Annotated in this window: 17 protein-coding genes; 11 read left to right on the forward strand and 6 right to left on the reverse strand. The window is 61.5% G+C overall.

The features are described from left to right. Positions 1 to 210: 210 nt before the first annotated feature. From AC1D1F_RS16860 to AC1D1F_RS16875, 4 genes are all read right to left on the reverse strand, one after another. Positions 211 to 984, reverse strand: a complete 774-nt coding sequence (locus AC1D1F_RS16860; RefSeq protein WP_477678015.1) for a tetratricopeptide repeat protein — start codon at positions 982 to 984, stop codon at positions 211 to 213. Positions 985 to 1,041: 57 nt separating this feature from the next. Continuing rightward, positions 1,042 to 1,701, reverse strand: coding sequence for a TetR/AcrR family transcriptional regulator (locus tag AC1D1F_RS16865; protein ID WP_477678014.1), 660 nt, complete (start codon positions 1,699 to 1,701; stop codon positions 1,042 to 1,044). Between the two features lie 103 nt (positions 1,702 to 1,804). Next, entirely contained in the window at positions 1,805 to 3,088 is a 1,284-nt protein-coding gene (locus tag AC1D1F_RS16870; protein ID WP_477678013.1) for a patatin-like phospholipase family protein, read from the reverse strand. Between the two features lie 129 nt (positions 3,089 to 3,217). Beyond that, entirely contained in the window at positions 3,218 to 3,715 is a 498-nt protein-coding gene (locus tag AC1D1F_RS16875) for a phasin family protein (protein WP_477678012.1), read from the reverse strand. A gap of 213 nt (positions 3,716 to 3,928) precedes the next feature. Here AC1D1F_RS16875 and AC1D1F_RS16880 point away from each other — a divergent pair, with 213 nt between their 5' ends. The 5 genes from AC1D1F_RS16880 to rfbC all read left to right on the forward strand — a co-directional run bounded on the left by AC1D1F_RS16880 (position 3,929) and on the right by rfbC (position 9,424). Next, positions 3,929 to 5,914, forward strand: coding sequence for an SDR family oxidoreductase (locus AC1D1F_RS16880; RefSeq protein WP_477678011.1), 1,986 nt, complete (start codon positions 3,929 to 3,931; stop codon positions 5,912 to 5,914). 97 nt (positions 5,915 to 6,011) lie between these two features. Continuing rightward, complete coding sequence (gene rfbB, locus AC1D1F_RS16885) at positions 6,012 to 7,076, forward strand: dTDP-glucose 4,6-dehydratase (protein ID WP_477678010.1); 1,065 nt, start codon at positions 6,012 to 6,014, stop codon at positions 7,074 to 7,076. Between the two features lie 8 nt (positions 7,077 to 7,084). Further along, complete coding sequence (gene rfbD, locus AC1D1F_RS16890; RefSeq protein ID WP_477700781.1) at positions 7,085 to 7,981, forward strand: dTDP-4-dehydrorhamnose reductase; 897 nt, start codon at positions 7,085 to 7,087, stop codon at positions 7,979 to 7,981. Positions 7,982 to 7,991: 10 nt separating this feature from the next. Beyond that, positions 7,992 to 8,879, forward strand: a complete 888-nt coding sequence (rfbA, locus tag AC1D1F_RS16895; RefSeq protein ID WP_477675923.1) for a glucose-1-phosphate thymidylyltransferase RfbA — start codon at positions 7,992 to 7,994, stop codon at positions 8,877 to 8,879. Then, the gene (gene rfbC, locus AC1D1F_RS16900) at positions 8,876 to 9,424 is read left to right on the forward strand and encodes a dTDP-4-dehydrorhamnose 3,5-epimerase (protein WP_477675922.1); all 549 of its coding nucleotides are present in this window, start codon (positions 8,876 to 8,878) and stop codon (positions 9,422 to 9,424) included. Before rfbA ends, rfbC begins: the two co-directional genes overlap by 4 nt. 13 nt (positions 9,425 to 9,437) lie before the next feature. Here rfbC and AC1D1F_RS16905 read toward each other — a convergent pair whose 3' ends face one another. Both AC1D1F_RS16905 and AC1D1F_RS16910 read right to left on the reverse strand, forming a co-directional pair. Then, positions 9,438 to 11,390, reverse strand: coding sequence for a polysaccharide biosynthesis protein (locus AC1D1F_RS16905; RefSeq protein WP_477697440.1), 1,953 nt, complete (start codon positions 11,388 to 11,390; stop codon positions 9,438 to 9,440). Positions 11,391 to 11,425: 35 nt separating this feature from the next. Beyond that, the gene (locus AC1D1F_RS16910) at positions 11,426 to 11,986 is read right to left on the reverse strand and encodes a sugar transferase (protein WP_477675920.1); all 561 of its coding nucleotides are present in this window, start codon (positions 11,984 to 11,986) and stop codon (positions 11,426 to 11,428) included. A 300-nt stretch (positions 11,987 to 12,286) separates the two neighbouring features. Between AC1D1F_RS16910 and AC1D1F_RS16915 the strand changes: the two genes are divergently transcribed. The 6 genes from AC1D1F_RS16915 to pseC are packed head-to-tail and all read left to right on the forward strand — an operon-like array spanning position 12,287 to position 19,134. Further along, a complete protein-coding gene (locus AC1D1F_RS16915) occupies positions 12,287 to 12,610 on the forward strand; it encodes a MarR family EPS-associated transcriptional regulator (protein WP_477675919.1) in 324 nt (107 codons plus the stop codon). After that, the gene (locus tag AC1D1F_RS16920) at positions 12,607 to 14,070 is read left to right on the forward strand and encodes a mannose-1-phosphate guanylyltransferase/mannose-6-phosphate isomerase (protein ID WP_477675918.1); all 1,464 of its coding nucleotides are present in this window, start codon (positions 12,607 to 12,609) and stop codon (positions 14,068 to 14,070) included. The genes AC1D1F_RS16915 and AC1D1F_RS16920 overlap by 4 nt, the downstream gene beginning before the upstream one ends. Continuing rightward, positions 14,067 to 15,074 (forward strand): GDP-L-fucose synthase, encoded by a 1,008-nt coding sequence (gene fcl / locus AC1D1F_RS16925; protein ID WP_477700782.1) that lies wholly within the window; start codon positions 14,067 to 14,069, stop codon positions 15,072 to 15,074. The genes AC1D1F_RS16920 and fcl overlap by 4 nt, the downstream gene beginning before the upstream one ends. A 15-nt stretch (positions 15,075 to 15,089) precedes the next feature. Continuing rightward, a complete protein-coding gene (gmd, locus tag AC1D1F_RS16930) occupies positions 15,090 to 16,184 on the forward strand; it encodes a GDP-mannose 4,6-dehydratase (protein ID WP_477697492.1) in 1,095 nt (364 codons plus the stop codon). Beyond that, positions 16,181 to 17,980, forward strand: a complete 1,800-nt coding sequence (locus AC1D1F_RS16935) for an ABC transporter ATP-binding protein (RefSeq protein ID WP_477697493.1) — start codon at positions 16,181 to 16,183, stop codon at positions 17,978 to 17,980. The genes gmd and AC1D1F_RS16935 overlap by 4 nt, the downstream gene beginning before the upstream one ends. Next, positions 17,977 to 19,134 (forward strand): UDP-4-amino-4,6-dideoxy-N-acetyl-beta-L-altrosamine transaminase, encoded by a 1,158-nt coding sequence (gene pseC / locus AC1D1F_RS16940; RefSeq protein ID WP_477675915.1) that lies wholly within the window; start codon positions 17,977 to 17,979, stop codon positions 19,132 to 19,134. Before AC1D1F_RS16935 ends, pseC begins: the two co-directional genes overlap by 4 nt.

Here is a 19,134-nt window from a genome sequence, read left to right on the forward strand (position 1 = left end):
GAGACCCCGCCGACCCCGCCTGAACCGAGCACCGCAGGTTGCCCGTAGCGAAGCGAAGGGACGCAGCAACCAGGGTCGCCTTTTCTTTTGCTTAMTTTTCTTTTGGCGAAGCAAAAGAAAAGTGAGTAGCTGCCGGGCTACCCCCGGCCAGCAACCCTCAGCAAAGGGCGAGGGCGCGCAAGCCGGAGCAAGACCCAGCCAAGCGCAAGCTTAGTCTTCCAACTCCGCCTTAGCCATCTCCACATCCAACCGTTCCGTCGCATCCAGCGCCTTGCTGGCCGCTGCCTGCTCATAAAGCTTGGTGGCCTCTTTCATCTTCTTGTCGCCTTCAAGCATGACCATCCCGTTGGCGTACTCGATCATGCCGATGGCCGAGCCGGGGTGTAGTTTCAGGGCGTCTTTGTAGAGCGACAGGCCCACGTCCTTCTTGGCGCCGTAGGTCATGCCGCCTATCAGCGAGCCGACCTTGTCGATCACCTCGGCGTGGAAGGCCGCCAGCGCGATGTGGGCGTCGGCGTGTTTGGGCGAGAGCTTGATGGCCTGCTCAAGTGCGTTCTTCACCTTGGTGCCAAGGCCCTGGGCCAGGGCCTTGGCCACGCTGATGCCCTGGCTGTAGCGGCCCAGCGCGTAAGCCTGCCAGTACCAGGCGTTGGCGTTCTTCGGGTCGTCTTTTTGCTGGGCTTCGGCGCGGGCGGCGACTTCCATGAAGAGGTCGAGCTTGGCTTTTTCCTTGGTTTCCAGGTAGGTGGCGTACATGCTGGCGGCTTTGTTGGCCACCGTGATGCCGTCTCCGCCGGCCTTGAGGCCGGCGTCAAAGGCCTTCTGGAATTCACCGTTGTGGAACAGCACCCAGGCCTGCAGTACGTCGGCATCCTTGGGTAGGGGCTCGCAGTCGCCTGTGTGCAGGCGGGCCCAGCTCTTTTTCAGGCTGGCGGCATCGAATGCGTAGTCGCCGGCATGGGGAAAAGCGGTCCATTTGGCCATGTGTCTTGTCTCCTGTAAAAATTGTTGGTGTTATCAATGAGGGCTGTTTGAAGGAACTCAAGCCGGGTTGCTGTAAGCGCCGACCAGGGCTTGCAGGTGCGCGCGCTGGCTTTGCTCCAGGTAGGGGATCAGCAGGTTGAGCACGTGGTGCGCGCCGCGCAGCAGCGCGGCCTGGGCGTTGGCGGGCTCCAGCGCATTGCGCGGGTCGCGCACGTACTCGAAGCTGAGCCAGTAGGTGAGCACCACCACCATGCTGGTGGCCGTGGCCTCAACCTCGCGCGAATCGATGGTCACGGCGCCGGCGCGGCTCATGCCGTCGAGCAGGCTCTTGATGGCGCGTGTCTTGTTCTTGAGCACCCACTGGAAGTGGGTTTCCAGCCGGCGGTTCTTGCTCAGCAAGTCGTTGAGGTCGCGGTAGAGGAAACGGTACTGCCAGATCAGTTCGAACAGCGTGTGCATGAAAAACCAGGCGTCCTCCACGTCGCGCACGCCGTCGCTGGCGTTGAGCAGTTCGCCCAGGGATTTTTCATAACGGTCGAACAGCGAGTTGATGAGCTCGTCTTTGGCGGGGTAGTGGTAATAGAGGTTGCCCGGGCTGATGTTGAGCTCGGCCGAGATCAAGGTGGTCGACACATTGGGCTCGCCAAAGCGGTTGAAGAGGTCCAGGGTAACCTCCAGGATCCGCTCTGCTGTTCGGCGCGGCGCTTTTTTCGCCATTTTGTCTACCTCGTATTGTTCTTGAACTCTAACCCGGCGCTGGCCGGCGCGAAACTAGGGAAGTCCACCAAGCCTCAATATCCGCCCATGGAGAACCTTTGGGTTACGCCGGGACCGCCGTGCGGGAAGCCGGTTGCAGTGCATGGCTTAAATCCTCCATCACTTCCTCCAGCGAGGCGATGGCGCGGCCCACGCGGGTGGCGGCCGGCCTCGCGGCCACCAGGTGGCGCTTGGGATCCTCCAGAACGTCCAGGTTCAAGCTCACGCCGTGCCGCGCGAGCTTGGCCGACAGCGTGGTCTTGCGTGAGCGCAGCATCTGCCGGGTCTGCTGGTAGGCGTGCTCGGCCAGTTCGCGGCGCTGACGATAGCTGAAGGTATTGGCCAGGAACAGCTCGGCATCGCGGTGGTCGGGCTCCAGCAGCACGATGTCGGTGTCGGGATAGGCGTGTTCGTAGTGCTTCATGCCCAGCTCCAGCCGCGAATGGATCATGGAGCGGAAGGTCTGGCTCATCACCGCGGGCAGGCCGCCGCTCACGATGCGCGGGATGGCCTGCTTTTCAGGCGGCAGGCCGCGGCGCATGACGCGCTGGTCCATGGCCAGCCGGGGAGCGCGCGTGGAATTGAAAGGCACCAGCGGGTTCAGGCAGAACATCAGGTCTATGCCCTCGTCCATGGCCACGCCGGCGTGCATGGTCTTCTTGAGGGCGCCGTCCACGTAGTAGTGGCTGTCGATCTCCACCGGGGGGAACAGGCCCGGCAGGGCCGAACTGGCCTGGACGGCCTTGGAAATCGGCACATGGTCCCAGCCGGGGCGGCCGAAGGGCGCGGCGTCGCCGCTGTCCAGGTTGGTCGCCACCAGCGTCAGGCGCGTGCGAAGTTGCCGGAAGTCGTTGGTGCGCCCAGGCTTGGAAAACAGTTTTTCGAGCTGCGTGTCGACTTTGTCGTTGGCAAAAATGCCCGTGGGCAGGGCCGGCCCCAGCGCCTCCAGTGCATGCACAAAAGACTTGCGCCCAAAGGTGGCGCGCCACGCGGCCGATGCGGCCAGGCCGGGCAGGGTGATGCCGCGCCGCAAAAATTCGCCATAAGCCGGCACCATCAGCCAGGCCGGGTCAAACACCTCCGAGGCCTGGTCGCCGTTTTCGATAAAGGCAGCGCAGAGTTCGCGTGGTGTCATGCCATTGGCCAGGCCCGCCGCGATAAAGCCGCCGGCCGAGACACCGACATAGTGGTGCAGTTCAGTGAACGAGATGCCTTGCAGGGATTCATCGAGTGCGCAGAGGGCGCCGATCTCGTAAATGGCCCCCAATGGGCCTCCCCCGGCGAGGGCCAAGGCAATGCGCGGCTGGCTCGTGGAGGGTTTGCTTTTTGAACGCTTGGCAGAGGTCATGGAAAGAAAGTGTAGACGGCGGCCCCGGAAATAATTGCTGCTTTGCAGCAAAACCGCGCAGGCGGAGAGGCGCGCACAGGCGTAAAAAAAGGGACGGCATGTCCCTTTTTCTGGTGAAGCTCGAAGTGCTTAAGCCGACTTGCGCGCGGCCGGGCGCTTGGTGGCCGGGGCCTTTTTGGCGGCGGTCTTGGTCGCCGTCTTGGCGGCCGGGGCCTTGCCGCTGAGTTTTTGCACGTTGCGGTTCAGTTCGTCGATGCGGGCGATCAGTGCGTCCACGTCCTTGGCGGAAGGCACGCCAAGCTTGTTCAGGGCCTTGGCGACACGGTCTTCAAAAATGTTTTCGAGCTTGTCCCACTGGTGGCCGGCTTTGGACTGGATGTCGGTGGCCATGGTGGCCATCTTGTTGGTGGCCTCGGAGATTTTCCCTTCGGCGACGGCCTGGGTTTTGCGCTGGATGGACAGGCCTTCCTTGACCAGGGTTTCAAACACTTTGCCGCCTTCTTCCTGCGCCTTGGAGAAGGCGCCCAGGCCGGCCAGCCAGATTTGCTGCGCGGACTCTTTGACGGCGCCCGACAGCTGGGGACCGGATTTTTTGTCGGCGCTCATTTTTTGCAGTTTCTTGACCATGGTGGACTCCAGACAGTGAGGGTTGTGGATTTGCGCGGACAGTATGCCGCATAGACCGGAAAATATAAGCCTTCCCCGCGGCGCTGTTTAGGTGCCCCGCTCTATGGAAAAGCACGCCCCGCGCCGCTGAGCGCGGGTTTCTGCTGAATAGAGAGTCATGCGCTTTAAGCAAGAATCAGTTTTTGATCGACAGTTCAGCGGAGAAAACACAACATGCATTATTTCGTCACGGGGGCCACAGGCTTCATCGGCAAACGCCTGGTCAAAAAACTTCTGGAACGAAAAGGCACGACCGTTCATTTCCTGATCCGCAAGGAAAGCGCCGGCAAAGTGGCGGCACTGAGGGAGTACTGGGGCGTCAGCGCCGCGCGGGCTGTCGCCATCCATGGCGACCTGACGAGCAAGAAACTGGGCGTCAGCAGTGAGGACATCAAAAAGCTCAAGGGCCAGGTTGGGCATTTTTACCATCTGGCCGCCGTCTACGACCTGGGCGCCGACGAGGAAAGCCAGATCGCCGTCAACATCGAGGGCACGCGCAGCGCGGTGGAGTTCGCCAAGGTCATCGATGCCGGGCACTTCCACCATGTGAGCTCCATCGCCGCGGCCGGCCTCTATGAAGGCGTGTTCCGCGAGGACATGTTCGAGGAGGCCGAGAACTACGAGCACCCGTATTTCATGACCAAGCACGAGAGCGAAAAAATCGTGCGCAAGGAATGCAAGGTGCCCTGGACGGTGTTCCGACCCGCCATGGTGGTCGGCGACAGCACCACCGGCGAGATGGACAAGATCGACGGCCCCTACTATTTCTTCAAGCTGATCCAGCGCATGCGCCAGCTCCTGCCGCCCTGGATGCCGGCCGTGGGCCTGGAAGGCGGGCGCATCAACATCGTCCCCGTCGACTTCGTGGTCGACGCGCTGGACCACATCAGCCACAAGACCGGCATCGCCAAAAAATGCTTCCACCTGGTGGACCCGGTGGGCTACCGCGTCGGCGACGTGCTGGACATCTTCAGCCGCGCGGCCCATGCGCCCAAGATGAACCTGTTCATCAACGCCGCCCTGCTGGGTTTCATCCCGCGCGGCGTCAAGAAGAGCCTGATGGCGCTGGCGCCGGTGCGGCGTGTGCGCAACGCGGTGCTGGCCGACCTGGGCCTGCCCGAGGACATGCTGACCTTCGTCAACTACCCGACCCGTTTCGACTGCCGCGAGACCATGGCTGCGCTCAAGGGCGCCGGCATTGAGTGCCCCAACCTCAAGGACTACGCCTGGCGCCTGTGGGATTACTGGGAGCGCCACCTGGATCCCGACCTGCACATCGACCGCTCGCTCAAGGGAACAGTGGGCGGCAAGGTGGTGCTGGTCACCGGTGGCTCTTCCGGCATAGGCCTGGCCGCTGCGCACAAGTTCGCCGAGGCCGGCGCGGTCACCGTCATCTGCGGGCGCGACCAGGACAAGCTCGATGAAGCCTGCAAGGAAGCCAAGGCCAAGGGCTACCAGTTCGTGGCTTACCCGGCCGACATCGCCGACATGGCCGATTGCGATCGTTTCCTCAAGCTGCTGATTGCCAACCACGGCGGCGTCGATTTCCTGATCAACAATGCCGGCCGCTCCATACGCCGCGCGATCGAGGCCAGCTACGACCGTTTCCACGACTACGAGCGCACCATGCAGCTCAACTACTTCGGCTGCCTGCGCGTGACCATGGGCCTGCTGCCCGGCATGGCGGCCAGGCGCAAGGGCCATGTGGTCAACATCAGTTCCATCGGCGTGCTGACCAACGCGCCGCGTTTTTCGGCCTATGTGGCCTCCAAGGCCGCGCTGGACGCCTGGACGCGTTGCGCGTCGAGCGAGTTCGCCGACGTCGGCATCAGCTTCACCACCATCAACATGCCGCTGGTGCGCACGCCCATGATCGCGCCTACCAACCTGTACAACAACGTGCCGACGCTGTCCCCCGAAGAGGCCGCCGACATGATCGCGCAGGCTTGCATCTTCAAGCCGGTGCGCGTCGCCACACGCCTGGGCATCACCGGCCAGCTGATGCACGCGCTGGTGCCGCGCATCGCGCAGATCGCCATGAACACCAGCTTCCGCATGTTCCCCGACTCTTCGGCCGCCAAGGGCGAGAAGGGCGCCAAACCGCAGCTGTCGGCCGAAGCCGTTGCCATGCAGCAGATGATGCGTGGAATTCACTTCTGACCGGGGCGGCGGCCCTTGCCCACGGCCTTCCCGCCGCGAGGCCGAGGGCATAATGTGAGCCGGTGCCGCACTGCAGCGGCGCATGGAAGGTGAGCTCATGATTTTGGTTACGGGGGGAGCCGGATTTATCGGCGCCAATTTTGTCCTTGACTGGCTGGCAGGCAGCGACGAGCCGGTCGTCAACCTGGACAAGCTCACCTACGCCGGCAACATGGAAACACTGGCGCCCCTCAAGGGCGATCCACGGCACGTTTTTGTCAAGGGCGACATCGGCGACAGGGCCCTGGTCGCTGAACTGCTGGCCAGGCACAAGCCGCGTGCCGTGCTCCATTTCGCGGCGGAGTCGCATGTGGACCGTTCCATCGCGGATCCCGAAGAATTTATCCAGACCAATATCGTCGGCACCTTCCGGTTGCTGGAAGCCGTGCGCCAGTACTGGGCCGGCCTGCCGAACGGCGAGAAGGCCGCGTTCCGCTTCCTGCAGGTGTCCACCGACGAGGTTTACGGTTCGCTCAAGCCCGCCGACCCGGCTTTCAGCGAAACCCACCGCTACGAGCCGAACAGCCCCTACTCGGCCAGCAAGGCGGCCAGCGACCACCTGACCCGGGCCTATCACCACACCTACGGCCTGCCGGTGCTCACCACCAATTGCTCCAACAATTACGGCCCTTACCATTTCCCCGAAAAACTGATCCCGCTGATGATCGTCAACGCCCTGGCCGGCAAGCCGCTGCCGGTCTACGGCGACGGCCAGCAGGTGCGCGACTGGCTGTACGTCAAGGACCACTGCAGCGGCATTCGCCGCGTGCTCGAAGCCGGCAAGCCCGGCGAGACCTACAACATCGGCGGCAACAACGAGAAACCGAACATCGACATCGTCCATGCGGTGTGCGCCCTGCTCGACGAGTTGCGCCCGCGCGCCGGCGGTAGCTACCGCGAACAGGTCAGCTTTATCAAGGACCGGCCGGGCCACGATCGCCGCTACGCGATCGATGCCGCCAAGATGACGCGCGAATTGGGGTGGAAGCCCGCCGAAACCTTTGAAACCGGCATCCGCAAGACCGTGCAGTGGTACCTGGACAACCCTGAATGGGTCACCCATGTGCAGAGCGGGGCTTACCGCGACTGGGTCGATGCCCAGTACGCGACGGCCGCGGCCTGAGCGCGCGCATGAAGATACTGCTTTTCGGCAAGAACGGCCAGGTGGGCTGGGAGCTGCAGCGCAGCCTGGCGCCCCTGGGCGAGCTGGTCGCGCTGGACCGCCACAGCCATGACTTTTGCGGCGACCTCGCCAATCTGGACGGCATCCGTGAGACGGTGCGCCAGATCCGGCCTGACGTCATCGTCAATGCCGCTGCCTACACCGCCGTCGACAAGGCTGAAAGCGATGCCACCACCGCGCATACCGTCAATGCCGAAGCGCCGGGCGTGCTGGCGGAAGCGGCGGACGCCGCCGGGGCATGGCTGGTCCATTATTCGACGGACTATGTGTTTGACGGCAGCGGCAGCAAGCCCTGGGAAGAAAGCGACCCGACCGGCCCGCTCAGCGTTTATGGGCGGACCAAACTCGAGGGCGAGCAGCGCATTGCAGCGCGGTGCGCCCGGCACTTGATTTTGCGCACCAGCTGGGTCTATGCGGCCCGGGGCGGCAACTTCGCCAAGACCATGCTGCGCCTGGCCGCCGAGCGCGACCGCCTGACGGTCGTCAGCGACCAGTTCGGAGCGCCTACAGGGGCCGACCTGCTGGCCGATGTCACGGCCCACATGCTGCGCGGCGCGCTCACTGGGTCCACAGCGGGCTTTGCCGGGATCTACCACGTGGCGGCCGCGGGCGAAACGTCCTGGCATGGCTACGCGCGCTTTGTTCTCGATTACGCGGCGAAAAGCGGCAGGGCGCTCAAGGCCTCACCGGAGACCGTGGATCCTGTCGCCACATCGGCCTTCCCGACACCGGCGCTGCGCCCGCATAATTCGCGCTTGAACACCGCCAAACTTCGTGGCGCCCTTGGCCTGCAGCTTCCGGCATGGCAGCAGGGCGTGGCCCGCATGCTGGCAGAAATTACCTGATCGCTCAAACATGACTCAACGCAAAGGCATCATCCTGGCCGGCGGCTCCGGTACCCGCCTGCACCCGGCCACATTGGCCATCAGCAAACAGCTGCTGCCGGTCTACGACAAGCCCATGGTGTATTACCCGCTGAGCACGCTCATGATCGCCGGTATCCGCGAGGTACTGATCATCAGCACGCCGCAGGACACGCCGCGCTTCGAGCAGCTCCTGGGGGATGGATCGCAGTGGGGCATGAACCTTCAATACGCCGTGCAGCCCAGCCCCGACGGCTTGGCCCAGGCTTTCATCATCGGGGAGAAGTTCCTGAACGGCGCGCCCAGCGCCCTGGTGCTGGGCGACAACATTTTTTACGGCCACGACCTGCACAGGCTGCTCAATGAAGCGGATGCCGAAACGTCGGGGGCGACGGTGTTTGCCTATCACGTAAAGGACCCGGAGCGTTACGGTGTCGTGGCGTTTGATGCCACCGGACGCGCGCGCAGCATTGAAGAAAAACCGGCCGCACCCAAAAGCAATTACGCCGTCACGGGCCTGTATTTTTATGATGCCCAGGTCGTCGAGATCGCCAAGTCGATCAAGCCAAGCGCTCGCGGCGAGCTTGAAATCACCACGGTCAACCAGCGCTACCTGGAACAGGACCAACTGAAGGTGCAAATCATGCAGCGCGGCTATGCATGGCTGGATACCGGCACCCACGACAGCCTGCTGGATGCCAGCCAGTTCATCGCGACGCTGGAGCACCGCCAGGGGCTCAAGATTGCCTGCCCGGAGGAGATTTCCTGGCGCAACGGATTCATTGACGACGCCCAGTTGCACAAGCTCGCCGAGCCGCTGGCAAAAAGCGGCTACGGCCAATACCTGCAGAATCTTTTGAAGGAGGCCGGCCGGCCATGAAAGTCACACCGACGCCGATCGCGGACGTGCTCATCCTCGAACCCCGGGTGTTCGGTGACCAGCGCGGCTTCTTCCTGGAGAGTTTCAACCAGCGCGCATTCAATGCCGCGACCGGCACCGATTTCAGCTTTGTCCAGGACAACCACAGCCGGTCGGCAAAAAACGTGCTTCGCGGCCTGCACTACCAGGTCGGGCAGCCGCAAGGCAAGCTGGTGCGCGTCGTGCGGGGTGCCGTCTTCGACGTCGCGGTCGATATCCGCCCCGCATCGCCGACTTTCGGCCAATGGTTCGGCCTGGAGCTCAGCGAGGAGAATCACCGGCAGCTGTGGGTGCCGCCCGGCCTTGCGCACGGCTTCCTGGTGCTCAGCGACAGCGCGGAATTTTTGTACAAAACGACTGACTACTATGCGCCCGAGCAGGAGCGCTGCATTGTCTGGAACGACCCCACGCTGGGGATCGCCTGGCCCCTGGAAGGCGGCTCGCCCCTGCTTTCAGGCAAGGATGCCGCGGGTTTGAGCTTTAAAGAGGCGGTGTCCGCACCCTAGAACCCGTGGGTTCTTAAAGGCTTGCCAGGCCGACGAGGTCGCTGTCCTGGGCGTCGGGGGTGAACCCGCTGACGTGCTTGAGCAGCAATATCCGCAAGGTGGCGGTGTCGTTGGCTTTCACCGCCTGCTTGAGCACTTCCAGGTCTCCGCGGAAATCCGCCCAGGGCACAAATTCTTCGTGCGCTTTGAGGATGCGGGGATGCAGCGTCGCGACGGGGTTGTCGCCGATCAGCAGCTCTTCATACAGCTTTTCGCCGGGGCGCAAACCGGTGACCTCGATCGCGATGTCGCCGTCGGGGCGGTTTTCGTCGCGCACCGTGAAGCCGGAGAGCTTCACCATGCGGCGCGCCAGGTCGATGATGCGCACCGGCTGGCCCATGTCCAGCACATAGACTTCGCCGCCTTCGGCCATGGCGCCCGCCTGCAGCACCAGCTGGGCGGCCTCGGGGATGGTCATGAAATAGCGCGTCACGTCGGCATGGGTCAGGGTGATCGGGCCGCCGGCCTCAATCTGGCGCCGAAACAGCGGCACGACGCTGCCGCTGCTGCCCAGGACGTTGCCGAAGCGGACCATGGCAAAGCGCGTGCGGTTGTTCACTGCAGGGGCTCCAGGGCCGAAACTCGGGGCCGGTGTTGCCGAGAGCGCTTGCAACACCATCTCGGCGAGACGTTTGCTGGCGCCCATGACGTTGGTGGGCCGCACGGCCTTGTCGGTGGACACGAGCACGAAATGGCTGACACCGGTTTCTATCGCGGCGCGTGCCGTATTGAAGGTGCCCAGCACATTATTGGCGACCCCCTCGGCGGGATTGCTTTCGACGAGCGGAACGTGTTTGTAGGCGGCTGCGTGGTAAATCGTGTGCGGCTGGTAGGCCCGGCAGATTTCCAGCATGCGGCCGTAGTCGCGGACATTGGCCAGCAAGGGTGCAATTTCCACGGCCTCGCCATGTTCGGCAATGCGCCGGCATAGGTGACCCAGCTCCTGGTGGATGCTGTAGAGGCCGAACTCGCTGTGTTCGACAAGGATCAGGCGCGCGGGCCGCTCCTGCAGTATCTGGCGGCACAACTCGCTGCCGATGCTGCCTGCGGCGCCGGTGACCAGCACCACTTTGCCCTTCAGGTTGCGCGCCAGCAGCGCGCGATCGGGCGGCACGGGATCGCGGCCCAGCAAATCTTCCACATCAAGGTCTTTGATGTCCGCCAGGGCCACACGGCCATGGGCCAGGTCGGTGAGTCCGGGCAGGGAACGCACGTGGACCGGGAGTGGCTGCAGTTCGTTCAGGATCTCGTTGCGGCGGGCTCGGGTAATGGACGGCAGTGCCAGCAGCAGGTCGGTGATTCCGTGTTGTTCCACCAGGCCTGGCAGTTCTGCCGGTGCGTAAACCGGCACGTGATTGATGGTCAGGCCTTGCAGCGCCCGGCTATCGTCCACAAATCCCAGCAGTTTGAATTCATGGGAAGTGGCGATGGCATTGGCGATTTGCACGCCAGCGGAGCCTGCGCCGTAAATCAGCAAGCGGCTGACTGGCATGTCCCGGCGCTGGCCGGCTGAAAGACTGCTCAACCATTGCCTGGCAACAGCACGGCTGCCGCCCACCAGGAGTATCAATATCAGCGGTTGCAGCAGGCCAAGGGAGCGCGGCACATCCGGCCAAGACATGACTACCAGCAGGCCGGAAAACACGACCGCATACAGCGATACGGCGATCACCAGCGCTCGCATCGCGGCCATGCCGCTATGCCGGAAAACCGCGCGGTAAAGACCGTTGCGCCAGAAAATCGGAGCGGCCAATAAAGGTGCCAGCGCATAAGGCAGCCACTGGTGGATGCTGTAGGGCCAATGCAGGGTATCGAGCCGAAGCGAGTAGGCCACCCATACAGCCACGACGCCCGTGACGATGTCAGCGAACGCCACCATGAGTTGCTTGACGCGCCGTGACTGGCCCAGCAGTTTTTGTTTGATCATTGACTTTGCATCGTAAGTTAGGCCGGCCCGGCGGCTCAATGGGACACGCCGTCGCGACGCAACACCTTGGCTGCGGTCAGCCACAAAATCCGGATGTCGAACCAGAGCGAGCGCCGGCGCAGATACTCTGCGTCCAGCGCCACCTTTTGGGGAATCGGCAATTCGTCACGACCATTGATTTGCGCCCATCCCGTCAGTCCCGGCACCAGCTCGTGCACCCCTTGCGCCGTGCGCAGGGCAATCAGGTCGTCCTGGTTGAACAGTGCCGGACGGGGTCCCACGAAGCTCATGTCGCCAACCAGGATGCTCCAAAGCTGCGGGAGTTCGTCGAGGCTGCTCTTGCGCAGGAACGGGCCGATCGGGGTCAGGTGCGCCGCCGGGTTCTCCAGCAAATGCGTGGCGACGGCCGGTGTGCCGGTGCGCATGCTCCTGAACTTGGGCATCCTGAATATGCGGTTGTGGCGGCCAACGCGATCGGACCAGTACAAGGCGGGGCCGGGGGACGTGAGCCTGACCAGGACAACGATGATCAGGATGGGAAGGGCCAAGACGGCCGACAGCATGATGGCCAGGGCCAGGTCAAATAGCCTTTTCAAAGGAACTGCACCTTTTGCTGAGTTGTTTTGCTTTTCATGAATGATCCCTTTTTACCCAGCCTCCCGGGTAGCGCTGTTGTTTCCACAACAGCGTTTGTGACGCTCGATTCTATGCTGACGTCCTTCGGGGAACGCAGGCATTTCAAATAGGGATGTTGGCCCTCTGCCCTCCACAGAGTTGAAAAAGAAGTTTCATGTGGCTATACTGTTCATCAGTTGAACAAGCCCCTCTCCAAAAGGATGCCAATAGGTGGCATCGACACCCGTTTCCCCTGATCTGGCCGGTCAATCCAAACAAAGATGTCCACTGAAGAGTCCCATTTGCAGGTGCTGCGTTTGCTGCAGACAAATCCACGAGTCAATCAGCGCGGCTTGGCGGATGCCTTGGGGATCAGCCTTGGCAAAACAAACTACTGCCTCAAAGCGTTGATGAGCAAAGGGCTGATCAAGGTGCAGAACTTTCGTAGTAGTGATAACAAGCTTGCGTACGCCTATCTGCTGACGCCGTCAGGGATGGCGGAGAAGTCGAAGCTGACGGCGAAGTTTTTGAAGCGAAAGCTGGCAGAGTATGAGTCGTTGCAAGCGGAAATCGAGCAATTGAAAACCGAGATTGACAACGAATGAACTTACCTACGATTCAGGCAAGGCCGGTAGTTCTCTGTGGTGGATCCGGAACGAGGCTCTGGCCACTTTCGCGAACAGGCTTTCCCAAGCAATTCCTTTGTCTTACGGGTGAAGAGAGCCTGTTTCAGCTGGCTACCAAACGATTGATGAGCGTAGGTAATGCGCAAATTGATGTTGGAGCTCTGTACATCGTTACCAATGAGGAGCACCGTTTTCTGGCGCAAGAGCAATTGCGCGAAGCGGGCATTGAACTTGAGTGTTCGCTTCTGGAACCCGTGGGACGTAACACTGCGGCAGCGCTGACTCTGGCCGCTCTTGCTGCAATGGAAAATGGGGATGATCCTGTTCTGCTTGTGACTCCCGCTGATCAAACTGTCGTCGATCAGCCGGCTTTCGCCACCGCCATGCAGGCGGCAATTCGCGAGGCTGCCACCGGCGGCATCGTCATCCTTGGTATCACGCCGGATCGGCCGGAATCCGGCTATGGCTACATCAAGACTGCCTCGAGTGCCGTCCCGCCAGTGGAAAGTTTTACCGTGGAGCGTTTTGTCGAGAAGCCCGATGCCTCAACGGCACAGCGATATCTCGATGAGGGTGGGTATTACTGGAATGCCGGAATGTTCGTGCTGAAGGCCTCGGTGTGGATGGCGGCGCTGGAACGTTTCCGCCCGGATATTGCCCGAGCTACTCGCGCCGCATGGGCAAAGCGCAGCATCGACCAGAAATTTGTTCGTCCCGGAAAGCCGGAATTCACCGCCGTCCCCGCCGAATCCGTCGATTACGCCGTGATGGAACACTGCTGCGGTAGTGATTTTTCGCTAAAAATGGTCCCGCTTGATGCAGGCTGGAGTGACCTGGGCGCTTGGGATGCCGTCTGGCAAGTCCTGCCCAAGGACGACAAGGGCAATGCCTGCTTTGGAGACGTCTTGACCGTTGACAGCCGGAATACCCTGGTACATGCCACCAGCCGTCTTGTCAGCCTTGTGGGCGTAGACAACCTCATCGTTATCGAAACTCCCGACGCTGTCCTGGTGGCTGATCAATCTTGCAGCCAGGACGTCAAGCACATCGTCAACCAGCTCACTGCTGGCGGGCGGGAAGAACTCGCGATGCACCGCAAGGTCCATCGCCCCTGGGGTTGGTACGACAGCATCGACGATGGGCCGCGCTTCAAGGTCAAGCGTATCCAGGTCAAACCCAAAGCAAGTCTTAGTCTGCAAAAACATCATCACCGGGCAGAGCATTGGGTGGTGGTCAAGGGTACAGCGGAGATCACCTGCGGGGACAAGACGACCATGCTTACCGAAAACCAATCCACTTATATTCCCTTGGGCGAAATTCATCGCCTGACCAACCCCGGCACGATTCCGTTGGAAATTATTGAAGTGCAGTCGGGCAGCTATTTGGGTGAAGACGATATCGTCCGTTTTGAAGATCGGTACGGACGGAGTGACCGATGAGGGCCGCCGCAAAGATTTATGTCGCCGGCCATCGGGGCATGGTCGGCTCGGCCATTGTCCGTCGATTGCTGGCCGCGGGCCACCCGGCCGAGCTGTTGCTCACCCGCACCCACGCGGAGCTTGACCTCACGGACCAGGCCGCGGTGCGCCGTTTTTTCGAAACCGAAAAACCCACGCAGGTGTATCTCGCGGCAGCCAGGGTCGGCGGCATCCACGCCAACAACACTTATCCCGCCGGGTTTCTTTATGAAAACCTGATGATCGAGGCCAACGTCATCGACAGCGCTTACAGAAGCGGCGTGCAGAAGCTGCTGTTCCTCGGATCCAGCTGCATTTACCCGCGCCTGGCCGCGCAGCCCATGCGCGAAGATGCCTTGTTGACGGGCACGCTGGAGCCCACCAATGAGCCCTACGCGATTGCCAAGATCGCCGGCATCAAGCTATGCGAGAGCTATAACCGCCAGTACGGCGACAGCCATGGCCTGGACTACCGCAGCGTGATGCCGACAAATCTGTATGGCCCCGGGGACAACTACCACTCCGAGAACTCCCATGTGATCCCGGCGCTCATCCGCCGCCTCCATGAGGCGAAGGTGAAAAATGCGCCGCAGGTGATCATCTGGGGCAGCGGAACACCGAAGCGGGAGTTTCTGTATGTCGATGACATGGCCGCTGCATCCGTCCATGTGATGGACCTGGACAAGGTGAGCTACGACCGGCATGTGTTGCCCATGCAAAGCCATATCAACGTCGGCGTCGGCAGCGACATCAGCATCCGTGAACTCGCCGAATCCATCGCCCGCGCGGTCGGGTATTCCGGCGAGTTCAGCTTCGATACCAGCAAGCCGGACGGTGCGCCGCGGAAGTTGATGGACAGCGCCAGGCTGAACGCACTGGGCTGGCATGCGGAGGTCGGCCTTGAGCAGGGGCTGGCGGCTGCGTACCAGGATTTCCTGGGATCGCATTCGAGCGCACAACCTCAGTCACAACCGGCCCGAAAATAAAGAAAGCCTCACACGATGTCCTCACAACAAAAGGTTGCATTCATCACCGGCGTTACCGGGCAAGATGGTTCGTATCTCGCCGAGCTGCTGCTGCAGAAAGGGTATATCGTGCATGGCCTCAAGCGCCGCACGAGCCTGTTCAACACCGACCGCATCGACCACCTGTACCGGGACCGCCACGAAAGCGGGGTGCAGTTCTTCCTTCATCACGGCGATATGACCGATTCGTCCTCGCTGATCCGCATCATCCAGCAGATCCAGCCGGACGAGATCTACAACCTCGCGGCGCAGAGCCACGTGGCGGTCAGTTTCGAGGAGCCCGAATACACGGCCAATTCGGATGCGTTGGGCGTGCTGCGCCTGCTGGAAGCGATCCGCATTCTTGGCCTGGAGAAAAAGACCCGTTTCTACCAGGCGTCCACCAGCGAGCTGTATGGCCTGGTGCAGGAAACCCCGCAAAAGGAAACGACACCTTTCTATCCGCGCAGCCCCTATGCGGTGGCCAAGCTCTACGGCTACTGGATGGTGGTCAATTACCGCGAGGCATACGGGATGTATGCGTGCAACGGCATTCTGTTCAATCACGAAAGCCCTGTGCGCGGCGAAACCTTTGTAACGCGCAAGATCACGCGCGCGCTGGCACGCATCAAGCTCAACCTGCAGGACTGCCTCTACCTCGGCAACATGGACGCCAAGCGCGACTGGGGGCATGCACGCGACTACGTTGAAATGCAATGGCTGATGATGCAGCAGGAAAAACCCGAGGATTTCGTGATCGCCACCGGCGTGCAATTTTCGGTCAGGGATTTTGTCGATGCCGCAGCCAGGGAACTGGACATGCGCATCCGCTGGGAAGGAACCGGCGTCGACGAGAAGGGCTATGACGGCAGCGGCAGATGCATCGTCAGCGTGGATCCGCGCTACTTTCGCCCGACTGAAGTCGAGACCCTGCTGGGCGACCCGACCAAGGCCAAGGAAAAACTGGGCTGGACGCCCAAGACCACGTTCGCCGAACTCGTCGCGGAAATGGTGCGCGAAGACCTCAAGGCCGCCGAGCGCGATGAGCTGATCAAGCACCATGGCTTCAAGACGATGGATTACCACGAGTGACCGTGCAACGTCATCAGTCCCTGTTTGAACTTCTGCGCCGGCTGTGGCCTCACATCAGCCCGCGGCGCAGGGTCCAGCTGGGCGTCCTGTTTGTCCTGATGATCCTCGCTTCCCTGGCCGAGGTGATCAGCATCGGGGCGGTGTTGCCGTTCCTGGGCGTGTTGACCAATCCGGAGCCGATTTTCAGGCAGCCTTATGTGCAGGGCATGATCCAGTGGCTCGGGTTGACAGAGTCCAGGCAACTGCTGTTGCCCTTGACCGTTGTGTTCGCCGTGGCGGCGATTGTCTCCGGTGTGATGCGCTTTATTCTCCTCTGGGCGCAGACGCGGCTGAGCCATTCCATCGGCGCCGATTTCAGCATCAGCATCTACCGCCGCACGCTCTACCAGCCTTACGCGGTACACCTGGCGCGCAATAGCAGCGAGGTCATTGCCGGCATTTCAGGCAAGGCGAACGGGCTGGTGAACGGCACCATTCTGCCCATCCTCGCCATCGTCAGTTCCCTGCTGATGCTGGTGACCATCGTGGCGGCCCTGACCGTGATCGAGCCGCTGATTCCCTTTGTCGTGCTGGCAGGCTTCGGCACGATTTATGTGTTGATCCTCCTGGCGACCAAGAAGCGGCTTGTCGAAAACAGCATATGCATCAGCCGGGAGCAGAACCAGGTCATCAAGGCGCTGCAAGAAGGCCTCAGCGGGATTCGCGATGTGTTGATCGATGGCGCGCAGGCGGCGTACTGCAAAACCTATCTGAATGCAGACCAGCCGCTTCGGCGGGCAATGGCCAACGTCCAGATCACCAACAGCAGCCCGCGCTTCGGCATCGAGGCCCTGGGCATGGTGGTCATCGCCGTGCTGGCCTATGTGCTGGGCAAGCGGCCGGAAGGCATTACCACCGCGATCCCCGTGATCGGCGCCATGGTGCTGGGGGCGCAACGCCTGTTGCCTGTGATGCAACTGGTCTATTCGAGCCTGGCGCACATCCATGCCGGCCGGGCGCCCTTGCAGGACACCCTGGAACTGCTCGACCAGCCTTTGCCCGCCTATGCCAGCGAGCCCCGGCCGGAGCCGATCGCGTTCCGCCACAGCATCGATCTGAAAGGCCTGCGCTTTCGCTATACGCCGGACGGCCCGCTGGTGTTGAATGCATTGAATCTGACGATACCCAAGGGCGCCCGCATCGGCTTCATCGGCAAGACGGGCAGCGGCAAAAGCACGCTGCTGGACATCGTAATGGGCCTGTTGCCGCCTACCGAAGGCACCATGCAGGTCGACGGGGTAACGATCACCCCGCAAAACCATCGCGCCTGGCAGGCGAATATCGCGCATGTGCCGCAAGCGATTTTCCTGTCCGACAGCACTATCGCGGAGAACATTGCCTTCGGCGTGCCTCCAGGCCAGATCGATCAGGTCCGCCTGCGTGCGGCCGCCGGGAAGGCGCAGATCGCGCAGACGATTGACACCTGGGACAAGCAGTACGAAACCATGGTCGGCGAGCGCGGCATCCGTCTGTCCGGGGGGCAGCGTCAGCGCATCGGCATCGCCCGGGCACTGTACAAGCAAGCCAATGTCATCGTGTTCGACGAGGCCACGAGTGCACTGGATAGCGAGACCGAACAGGCGGTGATGCAGGCAATCGACAGCCTCGGCGATGAGTTGACCATCCTGATCGTGGCCCATCGTTTGACGACACTGAAGAATTGCTCCCAAATCGTCGAGCTGAGTGCCGGCGCTGTCAAACGGGTGGGCTCCTATGCCGAAATCATCAGCCACCCTTCACAAGGTATTTCCCAATGATTCCCTACGGCCGACAAGATATTTCCCAAGCCGACATCGATGCCGTGCTGGAAGTCCTGAAATCGGACTTCCTCACACAGGGGCCGATGGTCCCGTTGTTCGAGCAGACCATAGCCACTCACGTGGGCGCCGGGCACGCCGTCGCGGTCAATAACGCCACCGCGGCACTGCACATCGCATGTCTCGCGCTCGAATTGGGAGAGGGTGACTGGTTGTGGACATCGCCGATCACCTTCGTCGCCAGTGCCAATTGCGGCCTGTACTGCGGAGCGAAGATCGACTTTGTCGACATCGATCCCGCCACCTACAACATGAGCGTGGAAAAGCTGGCCGAAAAGCTGGCATTGGCGGAGAAGGAGGGCCGGCTTCCCAAAGTGGTCGTTCCCGTGCACTTCAGCGGCCAGTCCTGCGACATGGCGGGCATTCACAAGCTCAGTCAGCAATATGGATTCAAGGTCATCGAGGACGCATCGCATGCCATCGGCGCCAGCTACCAGGGCCAGCCGGTCGGGAACTGCAGATACAGCGACATCACCGTGTTTAGTTTCCACCCGGTGAAGATCATCACGACCGGTGAAGGCGGCATGGCGCTCACCAATGATCCCGCTCTGGCGAGCCTGATGCAGCGCTTTCGAAGCCATGGCATCACCAGTGAGGCCAAGAAAATGCAGCCGCGGCCGGGCGACGAGATCTGGAACTACCAGCAGATTTGCCTCGGTTACAACTATCGGATGACCGACATCCAGGCCGCCTTGGGTGTGAGCCAGATGAAGCGGCTGCAGGAGTTGGTTCAAACGCGCCATCGCGTCGCCGAACGCTACGACAGCGAACTGGCCCGCTTGCCCATAACGCTGCCGTGGCAGCACCCGGACTGCTACTCTAGCTATCACCTGTATGTTATTCGGGTTAAGTCTGGCTTCGCGACCCAACGGCAAGTTTACGACGTGCTGCAAACCGCAGGGATTAATGTCAATTTGCATTACATACCTGTTTACCGGCAGCCCTATTATGAAGATAGGGGTTTCGTTGTGGGCTACTGCCCCTCTGCGGAGCAGTATTACAAGGAGACTTTAAGTCTGCCAATGTTCCCCACCCTTCGCGAAGCTGATCAAGCGTTGGTCATCGCAACGCTGCATAAATATTTGAGTGAATGA

The organism is Polaromonas sp. P1_H6, assembly GCF_056405195.1.

What these genes read in the sequence shown, in the direction of transcription:
- AC1D1F_RS16870 (WP_477678013.1), bottom strand. Translation starts at nt 3,088, where the DNA reads ATGACCTCTGCCAAGCGTTCAAAAAGCAAACCCTCCACGAGCCAGCCG.
- rfbD (WP_477700781.1), top strand. Translation starts at nt 7,085, where the DNA reads ATGAAGATACTGCTTTTCGGCAAGAACGGCCAGGTGGGCTGGGAGCTG.
- gmd (WP_477697492.1), top strand. Translation starts at nt 15,090, where the DNA reads ATGTCCTCACAACAAAAGGTTGCATTCATCACCGGCGTTACCGGGCAA.
- AC1D1F_RS16875 (WP_477678012.1), bottom strand. Translation starts at nt 3,715, where the DNA reads ATGGTCAAGAAACTGCAAAAAATGAGCGCCGACAAAAAATCCGGTCCC.
- rfbA (WP_477675923.1), top strand. Translation starts at nt 7,992, where the DNA reads ATGACTCAACGCAAAGGCATCATCCTGGCCGGCGGCTCCGGTACCCGC.
- AC1D1F_RS16880 (WP_477678011.1), top strand. Translation starts at nt 3,929, where the DNA reads ATGCATTATTTCGTCACGGGGGCCACAGGCTTCATCGGCAAACGCCTG.
- fcl (WP_477700782.1), top strand. Translation starts at nt 14,067, where the DNA reads ATGAGGGCCGCCGCAAAGATTTATGTCGCCGGCCATCGGGGCATGGTC.
- AC1D1F_RS16915 (WP_477675919.1), top strand. Translation starts at nt 12,287, where the DNA reads ATGTCCACTGAAGAGTCCCATTTGCAGGTGCTGCGTTTGCTGCAGACA.
- rfbC (WP_477675922.1), top strand. Translation starts at nt 8,876, where the DNA reads ATGAAAGTCACACCGACGCCGATCGCGGACGTGCTCATCCTCGAACCC.
- rfbB (WP_477678010.1), top strand. Translation starts at nt 6,012, where the DNA reads ATGATTTTGGTTACGGGGGGAGCCGGATTTATCGGCGCCAATTTTGTC.
- AC1D1F_RS16860 (WP_477678015.1), bottom strand. Translation starts at nt 984, where the DNA reads ATGGCCAAATGGACCGCTTTTCCCCATGCCGGCGACTACGCATTCGAT.
- AC1D1F_RS16865 (WP_477678014.1), bottom strand. Translation starts at nt 1,701, where the DNA reads ATGGCGAAAAAAGCGCCGCGCCGAACAGCAGAGCGGATCCTGGAGGTT.
- AC1D1F_RS16905 (WP_477697440.1), bottom strand. Translation starts at nt 11,390, where the DNA reads ATGATCAAACAAAAACTGCTGGGCCAGTCACGGCGCGTCAAGCAACTC.
- AC1D1F_RS16920 (WP_477675918.1), top strand. Translation starts at nt 12,607, where the DNA reads ATGAACTTACCTACGATTCAGGCAAGGCCGGTAGTTCTCTGTGGTGGA.
- pseC (WP_477675915.1), top strand. Translation starts at nt 17,977, where the DNA reads ATGATTCCCTACGGCCGACAAGATATTTCCCAAGCCGACATCGATGCC.